Origin of the sequence: Flavobacterium sp. PL12 (assembly GCF_039123485.1) — a bacterium.
GTDB classification, from domain to species: Bacteria; Bacteroidota; Bacteroidia; order Flavobacteriales; family Flavobacteriaceae; genus Flavobacterium; species Flavobacterium weaverense.
Genome location: NZ_JBANDI010000010.1, coordinates 80,030 through 103,474, shown reverse-complemented (window position 1 = coordinate 103,474; position 23,445 = coordinate 80,030). Strand labels below are relative to the sequence as shown.

18 protein-coding genes are annotated in these 23,445 nt (G+C 31.0%); 14 read left to right on the top strand and 4 right to left on the bottom strand.

Annotation, left to right across the window (positions count from 1 at the left end; translation table 11 throughout):
• Positions 1 to 429 precede the first annotated feature (429 nt).
• From RCH19_RS06660 to RCH19_RS06620, 9 genes are all read left to right on the top strand, one after another.
• Positions 430 to 1,098: a flavodoxin reductase gene (locus RCH19_RS06660; protein ID WP_343022571.1), complete on the top strand. Its 669-nt coding sequence runs from the start codon at positions 430 to 432 to the stop codon at positions 1,096 to 1,098.
• 299 nt (positions 1,099 to 1,397) lie between these two features.
• Complete coding sequence (locus RCH19_RS06655; protein WP_343022570.1) at positions 1,398 to 1,844, top strand: META domain-containing protein; 447 nt, start codon at positions 1,398 to 1,400, stop codon at positions 1,842 to 1,844.
• 632 nt (positions 1,845 to 2,476) lie between these two features.
• The gene (locus RCH19_RS06650; protein ID WP_343022569.1) at positions 2,477 to 3,484 is read left to right on the top strand and encodes an NAD(P)-dependent oxidoreductase; all 1,008 of its coding nucleotides are present in this window, start codon (positions 2,477 to 2,479) and stop codon (positions 3,482 to 3,484) included.
• A 12-nt stretch (positions 3,485 to 3,496) separates the two neighbouring features.
• Positions 3,497 to 3,913, top strand: a complete 417-nt coding sequence (locus RCH19_RS06645) for a DUF2141 domain-containing protein (RefSeq protein WP_343022568.1) — start codon at positions 3,497 to 3,499, stop codon at positions 3,911 to 3,913.
• A gap of 667 nt (positions 3,914 to 4,580) precedes the next feature.
• Positions 4,581 to 5,072 carry a MarR family transcriptional regulator gene (locus RCH19_RS06640; RefSeq protein ID WP_343022567.1) on the top strand — a complete coding sequence of 164 codons (492 nt, stop codon included), beginning with the start codon at positions 4,581 to 4,583 and terminating at the stop codon, positions 5,070 to 5,072.
• A 756-nt stretch (positions 5,073 to 5,828) separates the two neighbouring features.
• Entirely contained in the window at positions 5,829 to 6,089 is a 261-nt protein-coding gene (locus tag RCH19_RS06635; RefSeq protein ID WP_343022566.1) for a hypothetical protein, read from the top strand.
• Positions 6,090 to 6,131: 42 nt separating this feature from the next.
• A complete protein-coding gene (locus RCH19_RS06630) occupies positions 6,132 to 7,835 on the top strand; it encodes an amidohydrolase (RefSeq protein WP_343022565.1) in 1,704 nt (567 codons plus the stop codon).
• A gap of 48 nt (positions 7,836 to 7,883) precedes the next feature.
• Complete coding sequence (locus RCH19_RS06625) at positions 7,884 to 8,663, top strand: glucose 1-dehydrogenase (protein WP_343022564.1); 780 nt, start codon at positions 7,884 to 7,886, stop codon at positions 8,661 to 8,663.
• A 198-nt stretch (positions 8,664 to 8,861) separates the two neighbouring features.
• Entirely contained in the window at positions 8,862 to 9,764 is a 903-nt protein-coding gene (locus RCH19_RS06620) for a DMT family transporter (protein ID WP_343022563.1), read from the top strand.
• A gap of 110 nt (positions 9,765 to 9,874) precedes the next feature.
• Here the strand turns inward: RCH19_RS06620 and RCH19_RS06615 are convergent, their stop codons facing one another.
• Positions 9,875 to 10,705 (bottom strand): mechanosensitive ion channel domain-containing protein, encoded by an 831-nt coding sequence (locus tag RCH19_RS06615; protein ID WP_343022562.1) that lies wholly within the window; start codon positions 10,703 to 10,705, stop codon positions 9,875 to 9,877.
• A 66-nt stretch (positions 10,706 to 10,771) separates the two neighbouring features.
• Positions 10,772 to 11,950 carry a cation:proton antiporter gene (locus RCH19_RS06610; protein WP_343022561.1) on the bottom strand — a complete coding sequence of 393 codons (1,179 nt, stop codon included), beginning with the start codon at positions 11,948 to 11,950 and terminating at the stop codon, positions 10,772 to 10,774.
• 585 nt (positions 11,951 to 12,535) lie between these two features.
• On the opposite strand from RCH19_RS06610, the gene cls reads away from it, so the two are divergent.
• The 5 genes from cls to RCH19_RS06585 all read left to right on the top strand — a co-directional run bounded on the left by cls (position 12,536) and on the right by RCH19_RS06585 (position 19,029).
• Positions 12,536 to 13,993: a cardiolipin synthase gene (gene cls / locus RCH19_RS06605; protein ID WP_343022560.1), complete on the top strand. Its 1,458-nt coding sequence runs from the start codon at positions 12,536 to 12,538 to the stop codon at positions 13,991 to 13,993.
• A 98-nt stretch (positions 13,994 to 14,091) separates the two neighbouring features.
• A complete protein-coding gene (locus tag RCH19_RS06600) occupies positions 14,092 to 14,931 on the top strand; it encodes a universal stress protein (RefSeq protein WP_343022559.1) in 840 nt (279 codons plus the stop codon).
• 43 nt (positions 14,932 to 14,974) lie between these two features.
• Positions 14,975 to 16,297 carry a TolC family protein gene (locus tag RCH19_RS06595; RefSeq protein WP_343022558.1) on the top strand — a complete coding sequence of 441 codons (1,323 nt, stop codon included), beginning with the start codon at positions 14,975 to 14,977 and terminating at the stop codon, positions 16,295 to 16,297.
• 29 nt (positions 16,298 to 16,326) lie between these two features.
• Complete coding sequence (locus RCH19_RS06590; protein ID WP_343022557.1) at positions 16,327 to 17,412, top strand: HlyD family secretion protein; 1,086 nt, start codon at positions 16,327 to 16,329, stop codon at positions 17,410 to 17,412.
• Positions 17,413 to 17,415: 3 nt separating this feature from the next.
• On the top strand, positions 17,416 to 19,029 hold the full coding sequence (locus RCH19_RS06585; RefSeq protein ID WP_343022556.1) for a hypothetical protein: 1,614 nt from the start codon (positions 17,416 to 17,418) through the stop codon (positions 19,027 to 19,029).
• A gap of 60 nt (positions 19,030 to 19,089) precedes the next feature.
• Here the strand turns inward: RCH19_RS06585 and RCH19_RS06580 are convergent, their stop codons facing one another.
• Both RCH19_RS06580 and sbcD read right to left on the bottom strand, forming a co-directional pair.
• Entirely contained in the window at positions 19,090 to 22,131 is a 3,042-nt protein-coding gene (locus RCH19_RS06580; RefSeq protein WP_343022555.1) for an SbcC/MukB-like Walker B domain-containing protein, read from the bottom strand.
• Positions 22,132 to 22,142: 11 nt separating this feature from the next.
• Entirely contained in the window at positions 22,143 to 23,366 is a 1,224-nt protein-coding gene (sbcD, locus tag RCH19_RS06575) for an exonuclease subunit SbcD (RefSeq protein ID WP_343022554.1), read from the bottom strand.
• Between the last annotated feature and the right edge of the window lie 79 nt (positions 23,367 to 23,445).

The following is a 23,445-nucleotide window of genomic DNA, read 5'->3' as shown; positions in this document are numbered from 1 at the left end:
GCAGTAGAAATGATCAAAATGTATTAGTAATTCAATTTTAGTTTGAGCCTACTTTCAACTTCAAATCTACAAGAAATTTTATGTTCAACTGTACTTCTATAAATTTTAAGGTCTAAAAAGTATCTTAATTGCATTAATTACTACAAATTAAAATACTATTGAACAATATTATCACTGAAATTACCATGGTATTTTACGAATAATTATAGATTGTCAAAAATTACTTTTTTAAAGAATTTAAAAAGAAATCCTTATTGAATAAATCAACAAAAGTTAAATAAATTATAGAGATATTGATGAAAGCGTTTAAAATCAATATCTTTAAGAACGTTAGTGCAAGAAATTTTATTGTTTTAATTAAAAAGAGAACTATGAATGCGCATCTCTTGTACTTCGATTCGTTCCAAAACAAAACTCAAAAAATAAAACATGGGAAAAGTAGTAAAAATTACAGATTTAGAAATGATAACTCACGACGTATTGAGAGTTACTTTTGAAAAACCAAAAGGATATACATTCGTACCGGGCCAGGCAGCAGACATTTCAGTTAATCAGCCAAATTGGGAAGATAAAAAAAGCTGTTTCACCTTCACTTCATTACCAGAAGATGAAACTTTAGAATTCACAATTAAGACCTATCCAGCGAGACAAAGAGTTACTAATAAATTACTATTGGCGCAGGTTGGGGACGAAATTATTCTACAAGATGCTTTTGGGGATATTAGAAATCAGGGCGAAGGAGTTTTTATCGCTGGCGGTGCTGGAGTTACTCCATTTATAGCTATTCTAAAAGTATTAGAACAAAAAGGAGCGGTAGGAAACAGCAAGTTAATTTTTGCTAATAAAAAGGCAGAAGATATTATTGATAAAAAATTCTTTTCAAACATTTTGGGTGATAATTTTATCAATGTGTTATCAGAAGAAAATAAAAAAGGATATGAAAATGGTTATATCACCACTGAAATCATTAAAAAACATGTAGACGGTAATTCTAATACTTACTACCTATGTGGGCCACCGCCAATGATGAATGCAATTGATGAAAGCTTATTATCCATTGGTGTAAATAAAAATAAAATTATTAAAGAGTCTTATTAATAATATTCAAGTTTTCAATTTTTATTCGATCCGGATTTCAAATTTAACTTTGATATAAAATATCATTAAAGCGTTTTCTTTTTAATTACCACAGTTATTGTAAAGTGTTGACAACGAAAACATAATAGTATTTGAGCTATTTTAAATAGGATTAAAAATTGCTGATTAACTTTACATAACATACCGTAACATTTTGATTTACTTACTTTTAATTAATTAAATGTTCACTTTAAAATATCTATAGTTCTCATTGTTTAAAGTATGGCTATCTTTGCAATTATTTTAAAAATAAAAATATTATGAAAATCAAAAGCCTACTTCTGGTATTCTTAGCTTTTATAGCTATTGGATGCAATTCAACAAAAAAGTCAAATCCAGAATCGAAAGATGAGACGATAACTGAGAAATATTGGAAATTAAAAACATTAGATGGTAAAGAAGTTTTGATGAAAAAAAATCAGGAGCGTGAAATCTTTATTACTTTGAAAACAAATGAAAATAGACTTACAGGATTTGCAGGATGCAATTCTTTGTCTGGTGAATACACGTTAGAGGAAGGAAATAGAATTAGCTTCAAAAATGTTGCAGTGACAATGAAAATGTGTCCAGATGTAGATTTAAACGAGAGTGAACTTTTAGAAGTTTTTGAATTAGCTGATAATTACACGATTGTAAATGATGTGTTATCTTTAAACGTAGGTAGAAGAGCTCCTTTAGCTGTTTTCGAAGCAGTTTACATGAACTAATATAATCGTTGTAGAATTCTACAATAACTAAAAATAACTTTTGTAGTGTGGTAACAAAATCAAAGATCTGGTATACGAATGTATATCAGATCTTTTTTTTATGCTTGATACCAAAATTTTATTTAACTAAAAAAAACGGATCAATCTTAAGTATAGAGAAGAGTAATTACATCTTTTATTAGTTTAGATGCTTAATTCATTCCCCTGAATTATCTAATCTTAATATTTCTATTAGCGCATGAACAAAATTTATTTTTAATCACTATTTAAAGACTATAAAATTTGTTCCTTGCATATTAAAAAATCTAAAAAATTATACAAAATTTCATCTAAAAATTTATACTCGTAAGTACTAACTTTAAATCTTTATCTTATGAAAGATTCAAAATTACAAATTTTTTAATGTTTGAATTTTAAATAATTTAAGAACAATAAATGACACTAATTTAAGAACTATAATTATTGTAATCGAAGCAATGGGTCGATTTATCGATAAATAGTTAATTAATTTACGCTAAGAAATGAGTGAAAATGATAAAGATTTATGCTAATGTACTTTATAAGAAAAGTTATAAAGAAAAGTTAAATTCATGAATTGTTAAATTTCGGCATTTGTTTTGCATTCCTGAGGTATGATAAAGAAAAATATTTTACTAACTGGAGCATCTGGAACTGTAGGTTTCGAGGCATTAAAGCAATTACTTGCTCTTGATAGATATACCATAACTGTTTTTGATCAAGAAAGTGAAGCCTCTCGCGAAAAATTACTTCCATTCAAAGATAAAATTACAATAGTCTTTGGTGATATTAGCAATTTTGATGACTTGGATGCTATTCAAAATATAGATTTTGCAATTCACTTAGCGGCAGTAATTCCGCCAGTAGCAGATGATTTTCCACCATTAGCTAAAAAAGTAAATTTAAATGGAACTCAAAATTTAGTAAAACAGTTAGAAATGCATTCGCCTGCAGCTTTTATTATGTTTAGTTCTAGTATTTCTGTCTATGGAGATCGAATAGTAGATCCTTATATTAATGTTGGAGACCAACTGCAACCCAGTGAAGGAGATTATTATGCAACAACTAAAATTGCAGCCGAAGAATACATTCGGAATAGTAAATTAGATTACACCATATTTAGATTAGCTGCAATTATGGGTAATCACAAAATATCAAAACTAATGTTTCACCAACCTTTAAATACAGCATTGGAAATAGCAACTCCTAGAGATACTGCGCGAGCATTTGTCAATGGAATTGAGAAACAGCATTTACTTTCTAAGCAAATTTTTAACTTGGGAGGAGGAGAAAGTTGTCGCGCTAGTTATAAAGTTTTTTTAGAGCGATCTTTTGCTATCTTTGGATTAGGGAAGTTAAATTTTCCTGAGCACGCGTTTGCAGATAAAAATTTCCATTGCGGATATTATGCTGATGGCGATGAGTTAGAGGAAATCGTACATTTTAGACAAGACAGTTTAGATGATTATTTTAAAATGGAATCTGAAAAAGTTTCGTCAGGTAGAAAAATTGCTACCTCTATAATTAAAGAACCGGTGAAATGGTTTTTGTTAAAAAAATCGGAACCATATCAGGCCTTTAAAGAGCACAATTCAATTCAAATGAAACACTATTTTAATTAAAAACACTAAATTATGAGTAACTTATTTATATTTTTCAGCCTCATCACAAGTTTATTTTCATCAGAAAATCCACAGTTAACCATTAAAATTTCCAATATTGAAAAAATGAAGGGAGAGATTATAATTGGTATTTTCGACAAAGACAAAAACTTTCTTAAAGAGGGATCTGCAATAAAAAATTATACTGTTAAAGTAGAAAAGAATACTGCTTTTATTACAATTACCGATTTACCTAAGGGCGAATATGCAGTTACAATGTATCATGACGAAAATTCAGATAAAGAATGTAATAGAAATTTTATGGGAATGCCAAAAGAATCTTATGCGTTTTCCAATAATTTTAAGCCAAAATTTGGCCCACCTAAATTTAAGGACTGTAAGTTTGAATTGATTGAGAACAAGACCTTAAATATTAAAATGATCAATTAGATATTTATACATCCATTGTATTAAAATGAGCATTGTAAATAGTAATCTAAAATTCAATCCTTTTTCAGTAGATTAAATTATTTAGTTTGTACTGCGCATATAAATTTTGCTTTGAGAAATTGAATTAAACTTGAACATTTTACATAAAAAAAACTAATAAAAATTAGTGCCTGATTTTATAAATCAGGCATTTTTTTTGAAAATCAAGGAGTAAATGTTTTGGCCTAATTAATTTTTACAATCAGTCTTAATCCCTTTTATTCCTCTAAAAATCAATGTAATAAAACTCTTGTAACAACTGCGTTTACAAAATAAGATTCATCTGAAATTTAATCCACAGCAGTTTTCTCGATAGTTTACATATTGTAATATGTACCGACAAATTGTTGTTGCTTCTCGAAATTAAAAAATACTATATCAAACATTTTTAATAATCGTTAATAGTGAATTAAAGCACTTTATATCTCAAAATGCTGTACTAAAATGCAATAAACAGTTAATTCGAAATTTAGAATGTCATTTCCTATTTTCTAGTAGCGTTGTAGATTTCTGATTTCTACTATTTCCTTTTTGCTATTTAATAACAATAATTATAAAACGCTAAAATAAGATCTTTAACTAAAGTAATCGTATTTTTACCTCTTATAAAAAACAGGAACCAACTACAATGACTGAATCTGAAGAACAAATAAAACTTATAGAAGAATTAGGTTTACAGCTAGAGGACAATATAAAACTGTCTCCCCTAGCCTCAAGAATTTATTCTTTACTAATTCTTTCTTCGAATGAAGGTCTAACATTTGAAGAAATTCAAACTATCGTTCCAGCTAGTAAAAGTTCAATTTCAGTAAACGTTAACGTTCTTTTGCAATTGGATTATATTTCTTTTTATACAAAATCCGGTACGAGAAAAAGGTATTTTAGACTTGCTAAATATTTTTCATTAGTAACATTAAATGTTGATCTTCAAGATATATCAAATGAGGTCCGTTTAATAGATAAAATCAATACCTACAATAAGAAGTACCATAGTGCGAAATATACCAATGAAAACTCTTTAGGAGATATATTACAAGATTATCTAATTAAAAAACAAACTCTAATTCAAGACACTATTAAAAAAATCGATGATTTTAGTGCTACTGATAAAGAAAAGTAAAAATTTTATCCTTTAAATCTGTAAGCTTATCATCACTAAATAAACAGTTGCACATCAAATAAATTAGACTTTATAACTTTAAATATAAAATGTATTACTATTTTGGTTCGTTTTGTTACGAACTTATCGTATATTTGTACTATTGATATAATGTAGAATCATTTAAAGAAAATAAAATACACACGAATGCCTTTTTTAACTAGAGTCGTAAAAACTTTGTTCAAACTCAAAGTTTTAAAAAAGCATTAGAAAATAGCATTAAATTTTTTCGCGGTGTTATATTAAGAAGATGAATAACGTTTAGTATATTTCTATCTTTTTCTTAATTTTACTTAAAAGCCATTTAGCTGCGTGATTTAGTTGGGCTAACATCTCTTTAAATAGTAAAAGAGAATAATTTAGAACAGGATTTTGCACAATTTCTAAAGAGATTTAAGTAAGAACATTTTAAATAGTGAACATTCCTTTTATAGTACGAAAGCATGCTTGTAAAAAACCATTAAACGAAATTTTAGAATACTATTTTTAGATTTTTAAGAAAACAAAACTATTACCAAATCAAAACAAGCCAAATTATTAAATGGTGCAATAACCACTGGGATTATTAACGCGTTTATTAACGGAGTAATTCAGTACTTTTTTCTAAAAGATTTACAAGTAATACCCATTTCAGTTGATGATATAACAAATGATATTCCTACGGTTTTAGGAGAAGCGGTTTCTTTAGCAATATCGTTATCTATTTTACTGACGGTGGTGGCATATTTTACGATTAAAGAGAAAAAAGTCAAGTTTTTCCCAACCGCTTTTTGGCTCGTGATAAAAAATGGTTTTTTTACTTTTGGAGTTATTACATCATTAGCAGTGATATGGCAAAAGAATATGGGCACTATTGAAGTTTCATTAGTGACTGCTTTGATAATAATTGGTTTAATTGCTGGTCTAATTTCTGGAGTTATTAACTATTTGACATTAAAGGAATGCACGATAATTACCGAGGATACTATAAGTAGTTAAAAAAAAATTATTTAAAAAAATAGTTAAACAAAACCTATCAATATGAAGCACATTTTATCTCTCATCCTGATTTTTTCCTTATTCAGTTGTAAAGAAACTAATAAAGATTCAAATGAATCGTCTAAGCTGTTCTATAATGGAGACATTCTCACCATGGACGGCGACTCTCCTCAATATGCAGAAGCAATTGTTGCGCAGAACGGAAAAATTGTTTTTGTAGGAACTAAATTAGAAGCGGAATCAAAGTTCGAAGAATCTGAAAAAATTGATCTAAAAGGTAGCACACTTTTACCCGGATTTATTGATCCGCATAGTCATTTTGGAATGGTTTCTAATACGATGGGACAAGTAGATTTGAATCCAAAACCCGTGGGAAATGTCACTAATCTTGCTGATATTTTAGAAAACCTTAAAAAGTATAAAGAAGATAAGAAAATTCCAGATGGTGAATGGATTTTTGGTTGGGGTTATGATGATGGCGAATTAACTGAAAAACGTCATCCTACCAAAAAAGATATTGATAAAGTATTGCCAAATAATCCGGTTTATCTCCAGCATACTAGCGGACATATGGGAGTTGCTAATTCGTTAGGACTTGAAGCTTTAAAAGTTTCAGCAGCTACAAAAAATCCTGACGGTGGAACTATTGTTCGTTTCCCAAATTCAAGTGATCCAACTGGCTTAGTGCAAGAAACAGCTATGTACCCTTTTGTACGTTTGATGATGGAAAAATTAGATTCTAAACAAGCAGAATTTTTCAACTCTACGCAAGATTATTATGCTTCAAACGGAATTACGACTGCACAAGATGGAATGACTAGCAGAGAATCTATAAAATTCTTTCAGTCACAAGCTGACGCTGGAAAATTAAAGATTGATTTGATTGCTTTAGCAGGATATTCAGAATTAGAAAGTAATTTAGCAGATACTACTCTACATTTTAAAACCTACAAAAACGGATTTAAAACTCAAGGAACAAAAATAGTTGCCGATGGTTCGCCACAAGGAAAAACAGCTTTCTTTAGCAAACCTTTTTTAACTGAAGTTCCTGGTTGTCATCATGATTGCAGAGGATTGCCAAGCTTAACTCAAGAAAATTTAAATAATTTATTTGAAACTGCTTACGCAAAAGACAATCAGTTGTTTATTCACTGTAATGGAGACGCTTCCATCGATATGGTTTTATTAGCACACGAAAATGCATGCAAAAAGTTAAACCAACCTTTAGATAAAGATCGAAGAACGATTGTTATTCATTCTCAATTTGTACGTCCGGAACAATTAAATAAATTTGTCCAGTATAGTATGCAACCTTCTTTCTTTACCAATCACGCTTATTTCTGGGGTGATGTTCATGTACAAAATTTAGGCAAAGCTCGCGCTGATTTTTTAAGTCCAATGGTTACAGCAAAAAAATTAGGTTTAAAACCGACGAATCATTCTGATGCTACGGTTACTCCTATCGATCCCATTTTCACCATTTGGACAGCTGTAAATCGAGTTTCAAGATCTGGTCAAGTAATTGGGGCATCTGAAAGAACAACTCCTTATTTAGCTTTACAAGCGATTACAGCGTTCGCCGCTTACGAGTTATTTGACGAGAAATTGAAAGGAACTTTAACTACTGGAAAATTAGCTGATTTTGTAATTTTAGATAAAAATCCATTAAAAGTACAACCAATGGAAATTAAAAACATCCAAATTTTAGAAACTATAAAAGAAGGTAAAACGATATTTAAGAGATAATACCAGCGTTAAAGATCATAGATATTAAAAATTAAAATAAATACAATTATGGATACATCAAAACATTTTGATTTAAAAGGAAAAACAGCAATAGTAACAGGTGGAGCAGGCGGAATAGGAAAAGCTTGTTGCGAAATACTAGCTGCTTACGGCGCTAACGTTGTTGTTTCAGATTATAACTTAGAAGCTGCTCAAGAATCATCAAAAGCAATAAACGACAATGGCGGAACTTCAATCGCAATAGATTGCAACGTTCTTGAAGACGCTGCCTTAATTAATTTAGTAGATAAAACTATTGAAAAATTTGGCAGTATCGAAATATTAGTAAATAATGTTGGTGGTGGTGGCGCAGGAAAAGAAAGCCCTTACGATATTGAGGTAGCGCAATTTAAAAAAGTGTTTGATATGAACGTTTTTAGTATGTGGCGTCTTTGTCAATTGGTTGCACCACATATGAAAAAATCAGGTTACGGTAGTATTATCAATATGTCGTCAATGGCTTCTATTAACAAAAGTCCTGCAATAAGCGCGTATGCATCGTCAAAAGCAGCAATAAATCATATGACGCGCAATCTAGCGTTTGATTATGGGCCAGATAATATTAGAATAAACGCAATTGGACCTGGCGCGACAAGAACGCACGCTTTAAGTACGGTATTAACTCCAGAATTAGAAAAAGCTATGTTGAAGCACACACCTATCCACAGGTTGGGTGAAGCGGAAGACATCGCAGGCGCGGTACTTTATTTTGCAGCGCCAATTTCAAGTTGGACAAGTGGCCAAGTTATTTTCATTAATGGTGGTGGCGAGCAGACTTTAGATATGTAAATCTTACTGAAAATTACAAACTTAGGACGTAATACAAAATCTAATTATTTTCAAAATTAGATAATGTATTACGTCTTTTTATTTAATGAGTGGAAGCATTAGTACAATAATTAATTTGAGACTACTTTAGAATATTATACTGCATTAGGCTCTATTTTGTATTACTTTCGCGGTCAAAAATATTAGGCATTACTTTTTATGAATAAAATTTATAACAATCGCTGGTTTCTTTTACTATTTATTTCGATCACATGGGGAAGCTCATTCATATTAATCAAGAAATCTCTCCTAGTATTTACACCTTATGAAATTGGAGCGATTCGCGTATTAGGATCTGGATTAATATTAGGAGCAATAGGTATTCCTGCACTTTTAAAAATGGGGAAAAATAATCTTTTATGGGTGATCATCGCAGGCTTCTTTGGAAACTTCCTTCCCATGTTCTTGTTTCCTATTGCTCAAACGCGAGTTAGTAGCTCTCTAGCAGGAATTTTGGATTCATTAGTTCCAATTTTTATTCTGGCATTTGGATTTTTACTCTTCGGAATCAAAAGCAAAATTACGCAAGTAATTGGTGCAATAATTGGTTTTATAGGAGCAGCAAGTTTGATCTTTTTTTCAGAAGGAAATTCTGAAAATTCACAGTTTGGTTATGCCATGCTTATCATTTTAGGTGGTGCTTCATACGCTGTAAATTCTCTAATTGTTAAAGAAAAACTACCCGAGCTTAACGCAGTGAAGTTGACCGCGGCAGTTTACAGCTTCTGGGCAATTCCATCTGGAATAATATTGTATTTCACTGGAATGATTCAAAATTTTGAAATGCAACCTACTTACATAGAACCAATAATCTATATGTCGTTCTTGACTATCTTTGGTACAGCGATCGCTATGCTTTTATACTTTAAGCTAATTCAAAAAACGTCAGCTGTTTTTGCAAGTATTTCTAGTTACTTATTACCGGTTGTTGCAATAATTTGGGGAATACTGGATGGTGAAGAATTTACATTCTGGTATATTGTAGGTGGTGCTTTAATTTCAATTGGAATTTACTTAATACGAGAGAAAAAAGCGTTAACTATAAGTACTACAAAACATTAATATAACAATTATTGGCATTGCATAAAAGCTAAATAATGCTGCAAATCTCATCTAAAACTGAAAGTAATTGTTACGCATTTTTCGATAAAATCACTTCTCACTTTAATTCTTTATTCTGTTGTAAATTGATTATTTATTGAAGAATGTATAACTCTTTGAGGGTAAGGAATTACGATGTTTTCTTTATTAAAAGCTTTGAGAAGAAGCACTCTATATTCACTTTTTATATTTTCAATTCTAAAAACGTCATCCGACCAAAAGTGAATTGTAAAGTTAAGAGATGACTCAGCAAATTCTTCAAACCGAATTATAGGTTTAGGTTCCGATCTAATTTTGTCAAAATTTTGAGCAGTTTGCTCCATAATTGACATTACCAAATCGACATCTGAGCTAAAATCAACTCTTGTAGAAACAGAGAATCTAGACGTAGTATCACTGTGTGTCCAATTGATAAGTTGATTTCGCGTTAGGTCAGTATTTGGTAAAATTATCCACTTATCATCTCTTGTTAAAACCGTCGTAGTTCTCAATTTTATTTGTTGCACTTTACATACAAGTCCTTTAATTTCAAGCACATCACCTACTTTAATTGATGAATCAATTAATATGATTAATCCGGAAATATAATCACTAAATAAGTTTTGCATCCCTAATCCAAAACCAACTAAAAGTGCCGCAGAACCCGCTAATAAAAGTGAAACATCTAATCCTATGAGATGCAAACCAATCATAAATGAAAAAACAATAATTACATATTTACTCAAAGTGTAAATCGAAAACTTCTTAGCATCATCAAAACGACTAGTCCTATATACTATTGATTTTATAGTTTTTAGCAAAATTCCAACCATGAATAACCATAAAATTAACTTTACAATCGCTAATACTTGCAATGAAAATCCATCAAATGTAAATAGAGTATATTTTAAAAATTCTTTCATTCTTGTAAAAATATATTTATTCTGTAGTATTATAAATAATTGAGCTAAAATGATTTTTGACTTAAATTACAATGTTTTTTCAGCTTTGGTTTTATTAAACATCAATCCCAACATCATTACCACTGCACTCAGAATAATCACTTGAATAATCAAAGAGCTATTTATAAAATTAATGCTTTTTGATAAAGGGATTGAAATAAAAAGCATAATGGTCACTAAGCCTCGAGGTGCAACAAAGAGAAGCGGCGCTAATTCAATTTTTAAAACTTTAAGTTGGATTACTCTAGCTAAAATTATTACAGCGATAATTCCGAAAGCAAAAGGAAGCGTTTCACTATTTAGTAAGACATCTGATGTAATAGTATAACCAAAAAGTATGAAGAATAGCGTTCGAACCAAAAATGAAACTTCAGCAATTAGTTTAGCAAATTCACGAACCTCTAAATTCAGTTTTTCTGGATTCAACTTCTTTATGAATCTAAAGCCTTTTAGTTCATCTAAGTTATTTAAAAATAATCCAAAGATTAGAATGAATAATAGCGCTGGCAAATGATAAATTTTTGCAAGAGCATACACTAAAATAATCATTACCATAATGGGAATAAACTTAACATGATGGTCTATTTTTTTAATCAAAAGTGATAAGCCTAAACTAGCAACTAACGATATTACTAGCATGATAAGTATTTGTATAAAGAAGGTAAAAAACGAACCTACTCCAATCGTTTCATTGGTCAGAAAAAAATTAAATAAAATCACACCAAAAATATCAGACATACTGCTCTCATAAACCACAAATTCTTTTTTACTTGAGGATAAATTTTGAACGCTAGGTATAGCAATCGCACTACTTATTATACAAAATGGCACTGCGTTTAATAAACTGATCATAACACCTTGATTTGTAAAATAATTAATTGCAAATCCAAAAATTAAAAGTAAAAATACGAGCGGAATCAAAGCCGAGAAAAAGGAACTAGTTATAACTTTCTTTTTGTTTTTATTTAATTCAAGATCTAATCCTGCCTCTAGCACTATCAAGATTAATCCAATTGTTCCAATAACTGGCAGCATTAAATCTAGGTTCGGTATTTTAATTTCAAAAAAGTTGATTCCTTGATGAATTGAAAATCCCATGATTAGCATAATGATAACGGTCGGAATTTTGGTGTGCTTTGAACTCAAGTCAAAGGCGTATGCTACTAATATCAGTAAGCAAAGTATAATTATCCAAGTAATTGTCATAGTGTGTTTTTAGTAGATGGCGAGGCTTAAATAATTGTGTTGTTGAAATAATTTAATTTTCTCTACTACTTTAAGATAATTATAATTACGTCGTTTTACAGATTTAAAAAATAATAACAGCTTGTGAAATTTTAAAATTAATTTTTGATTTCTTATTCAAAAGTAACTTTTAGTAAAATATTGAATGAGCTGAGAAACAATCACTAAGCAAATAAAAATGTAAGCGATCAAATTAGAATTTATTTGTTTTTTGTGAGTCGAAATTTACAATATTAATTACTGCTACATTTTTATAATATTATAAATATTTTTTATAATTTACACTCTCTAATAAAGATATCTCTATAAGCCATATTATTTTATAGTATTAAAAATTTGCATTCTACTTGATCCTAAAGCAAATAAAAAAGTGCGTAATAAAAAGTTTTATTAAATAAAGATAAGTCAAACGTATAAAAAAGAGTGTAATTAGCTGTTATAAATAGTTTTTAGTATTAAAAATAAAATTAATAGTTTCTAAATGTGTAATGTGTTCCCCTAGTTTTTAATTTAATCATTTTGTAATTAATAAGAAATATCAATCTTATGATGAATTGGATATTAGCAACTCAAATTATTTATTCATTAGCAGTTTTTATTGTAATCCTTCGCGTTCTCTATGATACTCGCAGCAGTACAAAAGCTTTAGCCTATATTTTATTCATCATTTTTGTTCCAATAGCGGGAATGCTTTTCTACTTTTCGTTTGGAATCAACTACAGAAAGAGACAGTTATATAGTAAAAAGTTAGAGGTTGATGAACCAATACGAGTTAAAATTCAGAATAAAATGAATGTTTACTCTGATGCAATTCTTAATTCTGGCCTTATCGCCGAAAAGCATAAAACATTAACAGAGTTTATTCGTCGCTCAGGAAGTAGTCCGTTAACTGCTAACAATAAAGTAAAACTTTTTATTAATGGTGAGGAGAAATTTCCTGAGTTACTAATAGCTTTAGAAAACGCAAAATCACACATTCACTTCGAATATTATATCTACGAAAGTGATGTTACTGGTAATCAAATAGCAGATTTATTAATTAAAAAATCAAATGAAGGTCTTGAAGTTCGTTTCATGTATGATGATTTTGGAAGCCATGGTTTAGGAAAAGAATTTATAGAAAAGTTAAACGCTGCCGGAGTTCAAACAGCCCCTTTTTACAAGATAAAATGGTACGCCTTAGCAAACCGAATTAATTATAGAAACCACCGAAAAATTATAATTATCGACGGATTAACTGGTTTTGTTGGAGGTATAAACATGAGCGATAAGTACAGAAATGATTTGGAAACAAAAAATAAGCTGTTTTGGAGAGATACCCATTTAATGATAAATGGACAAGCTACCTCCTATTTACAATATTTATTCCTGTGCAATTGGAATTTTTGTAGCACGACAAAATTAACTTATAATGAAACGTACTTTCCCACTATAAATCATAATGAAATAATCGAAAATGAAGTAGTGCAAATTGCTGCATCAGGACCAGACAGCGCGCAACCCGTTATTTTCTATTCTCTGTTAGAAGCAATAAGCTGCGCTAAAAAAAGTATATATATTACTAGTCCTTATTTTATTCCTGGCGAAAGTTTAATGGATGCTCTAATTATTGCAATACAGAGCGGATTAGATGTAAAAGTGTTAATTCCGGGAATATCAGATTCCAAAATGGTCAACTCAGCCGCAAGTGCTTACTATACTGAATTATTACAGTATGGTGCAAAAATTTATAAGTACAACAAAGGATTTGTACACGCTAAAACAATGGTAATCGATGATGATTTGGCCATTATAGGATCTGCTAATATGGATTATAGAAGTTTTGATCTGAACTTTGAGGTCAATGCTTTGATTTATAATGAGAAAACAGCGAGAGAGTTAACAGTAGCTTTCGAGAACGATTTAAAAGAATCAGTACAAATTGATGCTAAACTTTGGCTTGGCAGACCGAAATATATTCATTTATGGGAGAAAATTGTTCGCTTAATTTCTCCTTTTTTATAACAGTTAGTACGTATTAACAAAACTTTTAGTTCTTTTAGTTCGTAACTAAACGAACTTGTTGTAAATTTGCACTTTAGTTTATATTAAAATTAAATATTATGAATACGATAATGGTGCCAACTGACTTCTCAGAACATAGTGAAAATGCGCTAAAAGCAGCGGCATTGATAGCTAAACATCAAAACGCTAAGCTTTTGGTTTTACACTTCGCTGGTATTAAAGATTCATCTCTTATAAAAAATAATGATGATAGTTTTACTGAAACTATGTTTTGCATAAGATTAGCGGAAAAGAACTACGTTCAATTTTTGGATAAAGCCTATTTAGAAGGACTGTCAGTGAGTCAAATTATAAAGAAAAACACTAATTTCAGTGAGATTAATGAGGTGCTCACCGAGAACAATGTGTCGCTTATCGTTATGAGTTCTCATGGAACTAGCGGCTTACATGAAATAGTAATAGGATCTAACACTGAGAAGGTTATACGATATTCAAATGTGCCCGTATTAGTTATTAAAGAAGTCGCATCACAATACAAAATGGGAATTGGTGTATATACTTCAGACTTTTCAGAAGATAGTATTGATGCTTATATAACTGCAAAAGAGTTTTTTAAAGAGTGGCAAACGACGATGAAAATGGTCTATATAAATCCAAACGGAAGAAAGTTTAAAAATACTCGAGAATTAGATCTAATTCTTACTAATTTCTTTACAAAAGCAGGAGAAAAAGATAGTTCCGAATTTAAAAACAATGTCACTATTTATTCAGAACACTCAATTGAAAAAGGCATTTTCAATTTTAGTGAAGATATAAACGCAGATTTTATTGTTATTCCTACTCACGCTCGTCAAGGTATTGCATCAATTTTAAAAGGGAGTCTATCTGAAGATGTTGCAAATCATTCGATGATACCAGTTTTAACAATCAGGATATAATTAGATGTCAAAAGAATTTATCATTAATTTGAAATATTTAAAAATGAAAAAATTTATATTTTTTACACTTTTAAGCTTTATGTTGTTTAGTATAGGAAACGCATCAGCTGTAGCGCAGGAAACGCAAGAACGACTGATGACTATTCAGGAATTAGCCGAAAGTTTAAGTAAAAACAACATTCAGTTAAAAATTGCAAACACTTCTGTAAAAGTTGCCGATGCAAAAATTGGGGCAGTAAAAACGAATCGACTTCCTGATATTTCTACAGATGTGAGCGCCTTTTATTTAAGTGACGTAACTATCTACGATACTGGATTCAAGAAATTGCAAAAGGTTGATCTTCCTAATTTTGGAAATCAATTTAATGTGAAAGCTAATCAACTTCTATTTGCTGGAGGAAAAATTAATAAATCAATCGCTCTAGCTGAATTGAGTAAAAGTCTTAGCGAAAATCAACTGAATAATACTGAACAGAGCATCAAATTAAATGGTATTGAATTATATCTAAATCTTTACAATCTTCAAAATCAAAAGAATATTCTTGAAAACAATAAGAATCTAGCGTCAAAGCGAACACAAAATACTAAATTCTTCTACGATCAAAATATGATTACCAAAAACGAAATGCTTCGTGCACAAGTTTTAGAACGTCAATTAGAACAAAGTATTCTTCAGGTTCAAAATGCCATTTTTATCACCAATAAGAATTTAACTTTACTTACAGGATTAGATGAAAACATATTGATTATCCCTACGATTGACAATATCAATCATAACATTCGAAAACAAGACGAACAATATTACAGACAAATTGCATTTTCAAAAAATCCTCAAATAACTGGAAGTGATATGCAGATTGCAATTGCTGAAAAGAATTTTGAATTAACACAAACGGATCGAGTTCCCGTTCTAGCTGCTTTTGCAGGATACAATGCAAATCGTCCACAAACAACTGGCACACCAATAGACTTATATTCAAATACGTACCAAGTTGGTTTGAGTTTGTCCTATAATATTGGATCGATTTATAAAAACTTTAAAAAAGAAGCAGTCGATAAAATAGTAATTGACCAAGCCGAGCAGCAAAAAGAAGAAGTGAGACAACAAATTGAATCAGATGTAAATGCAGCCTATAAAAATTACCATCAAGCAATACAACAGCGAGAAGTTAGCATAATTAATCAGGAAGCAGCTTCAGAGAATTATCGTATTACTGAATTGAAGTATAAAAATCAACTAGTAACTTACATCGAAATTATTGACGCTGCAAACACAAAACTGCAAGCTGAACTACAAGTACTTGACGACCAAACAAATATCATTTTAAACTACGTGAGACTTCTTCGTGTTACGGGTGAACTATAAAAAACTATCACTATAAAGAATTAGAAATTATGGCAACAACAGAATCAACACCAGAAGCAGCAGCAACACCAAAAATGAAAAAGAACAATAAGCTCTATTTAATTCTTTTAAATTCTTTTGTTTTCGCTATTACATTATTCGCCATTTGGTACGTTATTAAAAACTATTTGCATATTAATGACGATACTTATGTGAGTGATGCACAAGTAAAGGCGTATATAAATCCTGTGAATTCGAGAGTTCCAGGTTATGTAACCGATATTTTTTTTACTGAACATCAGTCTGTAAAAAAAGGTGATACGCTATTAATCCTTGATAAAACCGAATTTGAAAATTCTATTTTGCAGGCAGAAGCAGGATTGAGTCAGGCACAAGCTGGAAAAATTGCTGTATCATCATCAGTTGCTCGAGTTGGTAGTGGTGAGAGCACTGTTGAAGCAAATATGCTTGGAGTTCAAGCGCAACTTAGTAATGCTAAAGCAGATTTAGCACGTTATAAAAATTTACTAGATAATGATGCTGTTACGTTACAGCAATATCAGCAAATTGAAACGCAAGTTAAAACCTTGCAATCTCAATACAATGCTTTAAACAAGCAGAAAAACACTGCGTCTTTATCTACAAATGAAACCAAGTCTCAGCTAGCGGTTAGTGATGCACAAATAAAATCCGCAGAAGCTACTTTAGCAAGAGCAAAACTTAACTTAAAGTACACAGTGATTTTAGCTCCAAAAGATGGTGTTATGGGCAGAAGAACTATTACTACTGGGCAATTCGTACAGCAAGGACAGCAAATTGCTGCTTTAGTTCAAGATAATTCAAAATGGGTGGAAGCAAATTTATTAGAAACTCAGTTATCAATAGTAAAAGTAGGAGACGTAATTAACTTTACTGTTGATGCGATGGGAAAACAAAAATTTGAAGGTAAAGTGACTTCTATTTCAGCAGCAACAGGAGCAGCTTACTCTGCAATTCCTACTGATAATTCTGCTGGAAATTTTGTAAAAGTACAACAGCGCATTCCCGTTAAAATTGAATTTACACAAAATAACGATCCTAAATTAGTGGAACTTGTGCGCGTAGGAATGAATGTAGTGATGACCTTAAACGATTAAAAAATGTATAATAAAGGCTTATTTGCAGATTGGGTTCCAAAACCATTAATGATAGTTTTACTTATTGTATTTCTCTTACCAGTTTTAGTGGTAAGCGGTATTTACACAGGTAACTTGAGTTATATTGTAAGTAGTCTTGGTACACAAAATGAATGGATAGTTTTTGCAAACTATGCTGGAGTTGTGGGAATGGGTGTTAGTTTACCAATTATTTTTAGGTATAAATTGCGATTTCACACCAAGTATCTTATGGTTCGAACGCTTCTCTTTATTGCTTTGGCTAATTTTATGATTGCAACTACAGATAGTAATATAGTGATAGTTTCAAGCGCATTTTTTATAGGATTTCTTAAAATGTTTGCACTTATTGAACTGATAATGCCAATGATGTTTATTATTGCTCCAGATGGAAATCGCCCTCGTTTTTACGCTATTTTTTACCCTTCTGCAATTGTTTTCCCACAACTGGTTGGGTATTTAATGACACGTTACGGATTTAATACCTATTGGCAAAATTCTAACTTTTTAATGGCAATCATTATGCTATTTCTTGCCACATTATCCATTGTTTTTATGCACAATCAACGATATGATAAAAAAGTGTCTCGAAAAGGAATCGATTGGACTGGGATGTTTTTATTTACAATAGTGTTTTTAGCTTTAGCATATGTCATAGCGTTTGCGAAACAACAAAACTACTTTAGATCAGATAATATTATATTCGCATTCGGAGTTATGATTTTTGGAAGCATTCTTTATGTGATTAATCAACGTCTAAAAGATGATCCTTTTGTCAATTTTAATTTTTTCAAAAATTATAGCGTAATTCATGGTAGCGTTATGTTATTGATGTTAGGGTTTTTCTTAGCGGGAAGTTCTTTGCAGAGCAAAATAACTATTGGAATATTAGGTTTTGACTCACTCATGGACAACTCATTTAATCTATGGATGATTCCGGGCTTGCTACTTGCAATTTTTTACAGTATGAAATGGCTTGTAAAAGAGAAATCCTTGAAAATTTATATTCTCACTGGCTTCTCAGCCTTACTTTTTTATTACATATTTATGTATTTCTTGGTATCACCAGGTTTAAGTTACGAGAAATTAATTGTTCCAAACATAATTCGTGGTTTTGGGATGGCTGTTTTATTTATTGGAATTTGGCTTTACGCACTTGGTAATTTACCGCCAGACTCAATGCTTGGAGCAGCTGCTGTTTTGATCATTGTGCGAACAATGATTGGACCTGGTTTATGGAGTATAGCATTTAATTACATCGATGGAATTTGGAAATTAGAAGTCTTAACAAACTTAGTCGGGAAAATCGACGCATCTGCTTACTCGCAACAAAAAGCGATGGGTTTATACAGAATCATTAATCTTGATGCATTAATGATTTCTACAAAAAGGATTTATGGGCTATTAATAATGGTAGGAGCTTCTGTTTTAATCTATGTTTCTTTACTCAATTTTGAGGGTTTAAACACCAGAAGACTTGTGTTATTGAAAAAACGTCTAAAAGGGAAATCTGTTAAAGGATACATTAGAGATGTAGAAATTCAAGACGAAGAAACCATGAAAGAAGAAGTGAAAGCTGCAAGTGCCGTTGCTGTTTAAAAAACACACAAACGATCGAATACTTGTTGCTGATTAATTCCTGAGTGCTTTTTTTTTTAATTAATTCCAACTTTCACTCACTACACTACCCTTCTCTTCATCTTTTATTACATTTATCGAACGTGGAATTCGCTCTTGCAATTCTGCTACGTGTGAAATAATCCCAACAATTCTATTCTCTTTATACAAAGATTGCAAGGTTTCAAAAACAACTGAGATACTGTCTGGATCTTGTGTTCCGAAGCCTTCATCGATAAAAAAGAAGTTCTTATCGTTCTTATTTAGCGATTGAACGCTTTCCGCTAAAGCTAAAGCTAGACACAGTGAGGCTTGAAAACCTTGACCACCAGAAAGTGTTTTTACACTTCTAGAAGCACCATTATTTAGATAGTCAATCACTTCAAATTCGTTAGAATTGCTAATCGTTAAACTTAATTGATTTTTAGTCATTCGATGAAAACGTACATTAGCCACATCAGCTAAATTTTGTAAATAAATACTCGAAACATAGTTTACAAAACCACTCGCATTAAACATATTAGCTAGAGTTTGTAAGTTAATCGAACGTGCTTTTAAAACATCAAATTGAGCTAGTAAGTCTGCTTTTTTTATAAATTCCTTCTTAACTCGTTCTAGATTATCTTGTAGAGTAGATACTTTTCCTAATTGCGATTCATATTTTAGTTGAAATGCTGAAAACTGTATCGTTTTTTGCTCAAGAATTTTACCATCAAAAGTTTTACCTACAACCAATTTCTCACCTTCTAAAACAGAATTAATTGCAGTTAGTAAGTTTACAGTGAAAAGTTTTACCTTCTCTTTTTCAGCTTCAATGTTCCAGTTTTTAATAAGTATAGATCTCACTTCTTCAACAGACGAAAAAGAATGCTCAGCTAGCAAATCTTCAATGATTTTTTGAGTCTGCAATAGTGCTTTTTCGCTCTCAATAACTTGTAATTGGATAGTTGCTAAAACTCCTGTTAGCGTTGCTAGTTCTTGCTTTTCTCTAGCGACAACTTCTTGTAAAAGATTATAATCCTGTTCTACTTTTATGTTTTTAGTCTGTAAAGCTATTTTTTCAGCTTGAATTGAAGCTAATGCAGCTGCTTCGTAATCATTGAATGAAAGTACTTTAAGTTGTGATAATTCATTTTCAATGGAACCAACTTTAGAAGCTTTCTTGCTTTCTAATTCACTTATAGCGGCGTTGTGATTTTTTAGTAATAAAGCTATAGTGTATTGCTCTTTGCGAAGTTCGTTTTGATTTTCTTCTAAAGCAATTATCGTCTTTTCTAAAACTTGTTGTTCCGTTTTTTTTAACTCAAAAATCTGCGAATTCTGTACATCAAAATCGTTCCATACGAATTTTGACAAATGGATTTTTTGCTCGTATTCAATTCTTTCTCTTTCTAAAATAATTTTGCCTAATTCATCCTGAAAATGAGTGATTTCGAATTCTAATTTTTCACATTCCGACTTCTTTAAATTGATTTGTGTTTCTTCGTCCTGTAAGTCTGAAATTGTATTAGAAATAATTTCTAAGTGATTTACGACATTTTCAAATTGCATGACATTTGGATGCTCTTGCGAACCACAAAGTGGACAATTTTCACCATCGTGTAAATTATCAGCAAAATGACTTAGCTCTTTAGAAACTAAAAGTTTTGTTCGGATTTCGATAGCTTTTTCCTTTTCAATCGAAAGTGTTTCTAGCTTCGTTTTAAAAAAAGCTTTCCAACTTTCGACAGGTAATTTTAAGAGCTGAAAAGCAGCAGATTTTGAGTTTAAGTTCGTTTGGAAAACATCCTTTTTTTTGTCATTATCTTCAAGATTAGTAGTAAGATAAAGCTGTCTCTGGTACCAAGCTCCTACATCTAATAAAATTGAAGGATCCAATCTGTTCTTTTTGGCATCGACCAATTGGATTTGAGTAGTTCCTAATTTTGCAGCTAACCCCTTTTCTTTTTCATCACTTTCTAAAAATAGTGCTTTTGCTAACTTTATTTTTTCATCAATAATGTTGGCTTCAGCCTTTGCTACAATTACTTTTTCAATCGATTGTAAATCGTAAACTTTATATTTAGAATTCTCGAGAGTTTCAAAATCAGATTGGAGAACATCTAAAGCAGCTTGCGTTTTTATATTATTATCTAAAATTAATTTCTTCTGATTTTCAGTCGAATTTAGATTTTCTTTTGCCTTTTCTAAGGCTGTTTTCTCTGTTTTTAATGTGATTAAATTCGATTTAAAATTCCGTTCCGTTTTTTCGAATAAATTTAATTCAACTTCTAAAAAATCAATCGCTACTTTTTCATTATTCAATCTTGAAAGATGACTTTTCTTTTTTTCTAAATCTTCAAATTTGGTTTTCAAATCCGCGAGCTCATTCACTTCCTTCTCGATTAAACTCAAATCTACTTTATCCCTATGTAATTCCGCAACAGCAGTTAAAGCTTCATTTTCTAAAAGAGCAATCGCTTCTACTGAAATAGCTTCAAATCCTGATAATTCTCCATTTAAGAAATCCAATTTACTATTTGTTTCTTTTTGTAAAGCGGAAACTTTATAACTTAAATCAAAACGTTCTAGATGAAAAATTTCTTTCATCATGTCAGAGCGTTCTTTTCCTTTTAAACCTAAAAACTCATTAAATTTCCCTTGCGGAATAATAATAGTACGTCTAAAGTTTTCATAGGTAAGTCCTATTATAACTGTCGCATCAGCAGAAGTCAACGGAATCCATTGCCCATCTTTCCATTCATACGCTAATCGTTCTATAGTAGTAGTTTCCTCAAAGCGTTTTTTTCGTTTCCAATCTGCTACAAACTTGAATTTTCGTTCTTCATAATTGAAGAATTCAAAATCGATATTTGCTCTATCTGATTTTAAATTTAACATGTTGTAAGCGCGCTTGTCCGCCTTATTCAATCGATCCGTTTCACCATATAGTACAAAACCTATAGCTTCTAAAACGGAAGATTTCCCAGAACCTACAGCACCAAAAATTCCAAATAAACCTGCATTAGTCAATTCTTCAAAATCAATGGTTTGCGTTTTCTGATAGGAATATAAACCCGTAATACTTAATTTTAATGGTAACATAGTGGATTTATTTATTCGTTTATAGATTGAGTACCGATAATTTCATTAAATAAGTCTAACAGTTCATCGTTTGGTTCTTGCTTGTGTTTAGATTTAAAATAATCTGTAAATAATCCTTGAATATCTTGTTCTAAATTAACTTTAAGTGTTTGTAATTCATCGTTATCACTCTTAATTAATACTGGAATAATATGAATAATACCATCATGACTTTCGTGAATACGTTTTAAATCCTGACTAGCGATAAAGGTGTCACTTACCAAAGTCAATTCAACTAAACAGTACGGATTTTCCAACAACCATTTGACTGCCTCGTCAAGCGAGTCAAAACGCTTTCTATGCAAAACGCGACCAGATTGTAAAGGAATCGCAGTATATTGAACGGCATTATTAGGTTCAGCTTCGATTAAAACCACTTTTTTATCTTGACCCGCTTCAGAGAAACTGTAGGATAAAGGAGAACTAGAATAAACAACTGGACTACCATGACCACCTACGTTTTGAAAACGATGCAAATGACCTAAAGCAGTATATTGCATTTGGTGAGGAATGCAATCTGTGTAAACGATATCTGCATTACCTATTCGCAATGGCTTTTCACCATCGGGTTCCTCAAGAATTTCACCGCCACGCTTTAATATGTATAAATGCGTTGTCAAGATATTAACACCTTTTGTGTCACAATATTTATCCGCCAATGCTGCCCATGAATCTTGCAGTAATTGATTCAGCTGATCTTCTTTATCTTCAGACCCGAGATAGATTTTTAAGCGCATCTCATTTGCATAAGGAGTTGTAATAATACGAATTGGAAAATCATAATGAGGTAATTTAATTTCTAAAAAACCATTTTCAGATTTTGTTATCGCAAAGCCATTTTCAATAGTTATTAACGGTATCGTAACATCAGGATTACCTACAAATAAAATTCCACATTCCCGTGCTAGAGGATTTGGTGAATCAATACGATCAGGACTATCGTGATTTCCAGCAATAGCAATAACAGGACGTTTACCATTATTAGTAAGCTTTTTTAAAGTTTTATAAAGTAAATCGACTGCTTCTATAGGCGGATTGAAGGTGTCAAATAAATCACCAGCAACAATAACTATATCAACATTATGAGCATCAGCAATAACGCAAATTTCACTGAGTACTTGCCTCTGCTCCTCTAAACGTGAAAAATGATCCAATTTTTTTCCTAAATGCCAGTCGGCTGTATGCAGTATTTTCATTATTTTGATACTATATCGTAAGTCTTTCTATTCCTATTTTTGCAACAGCAATATCTTAATTAAAATTTGTAAAAAAGCA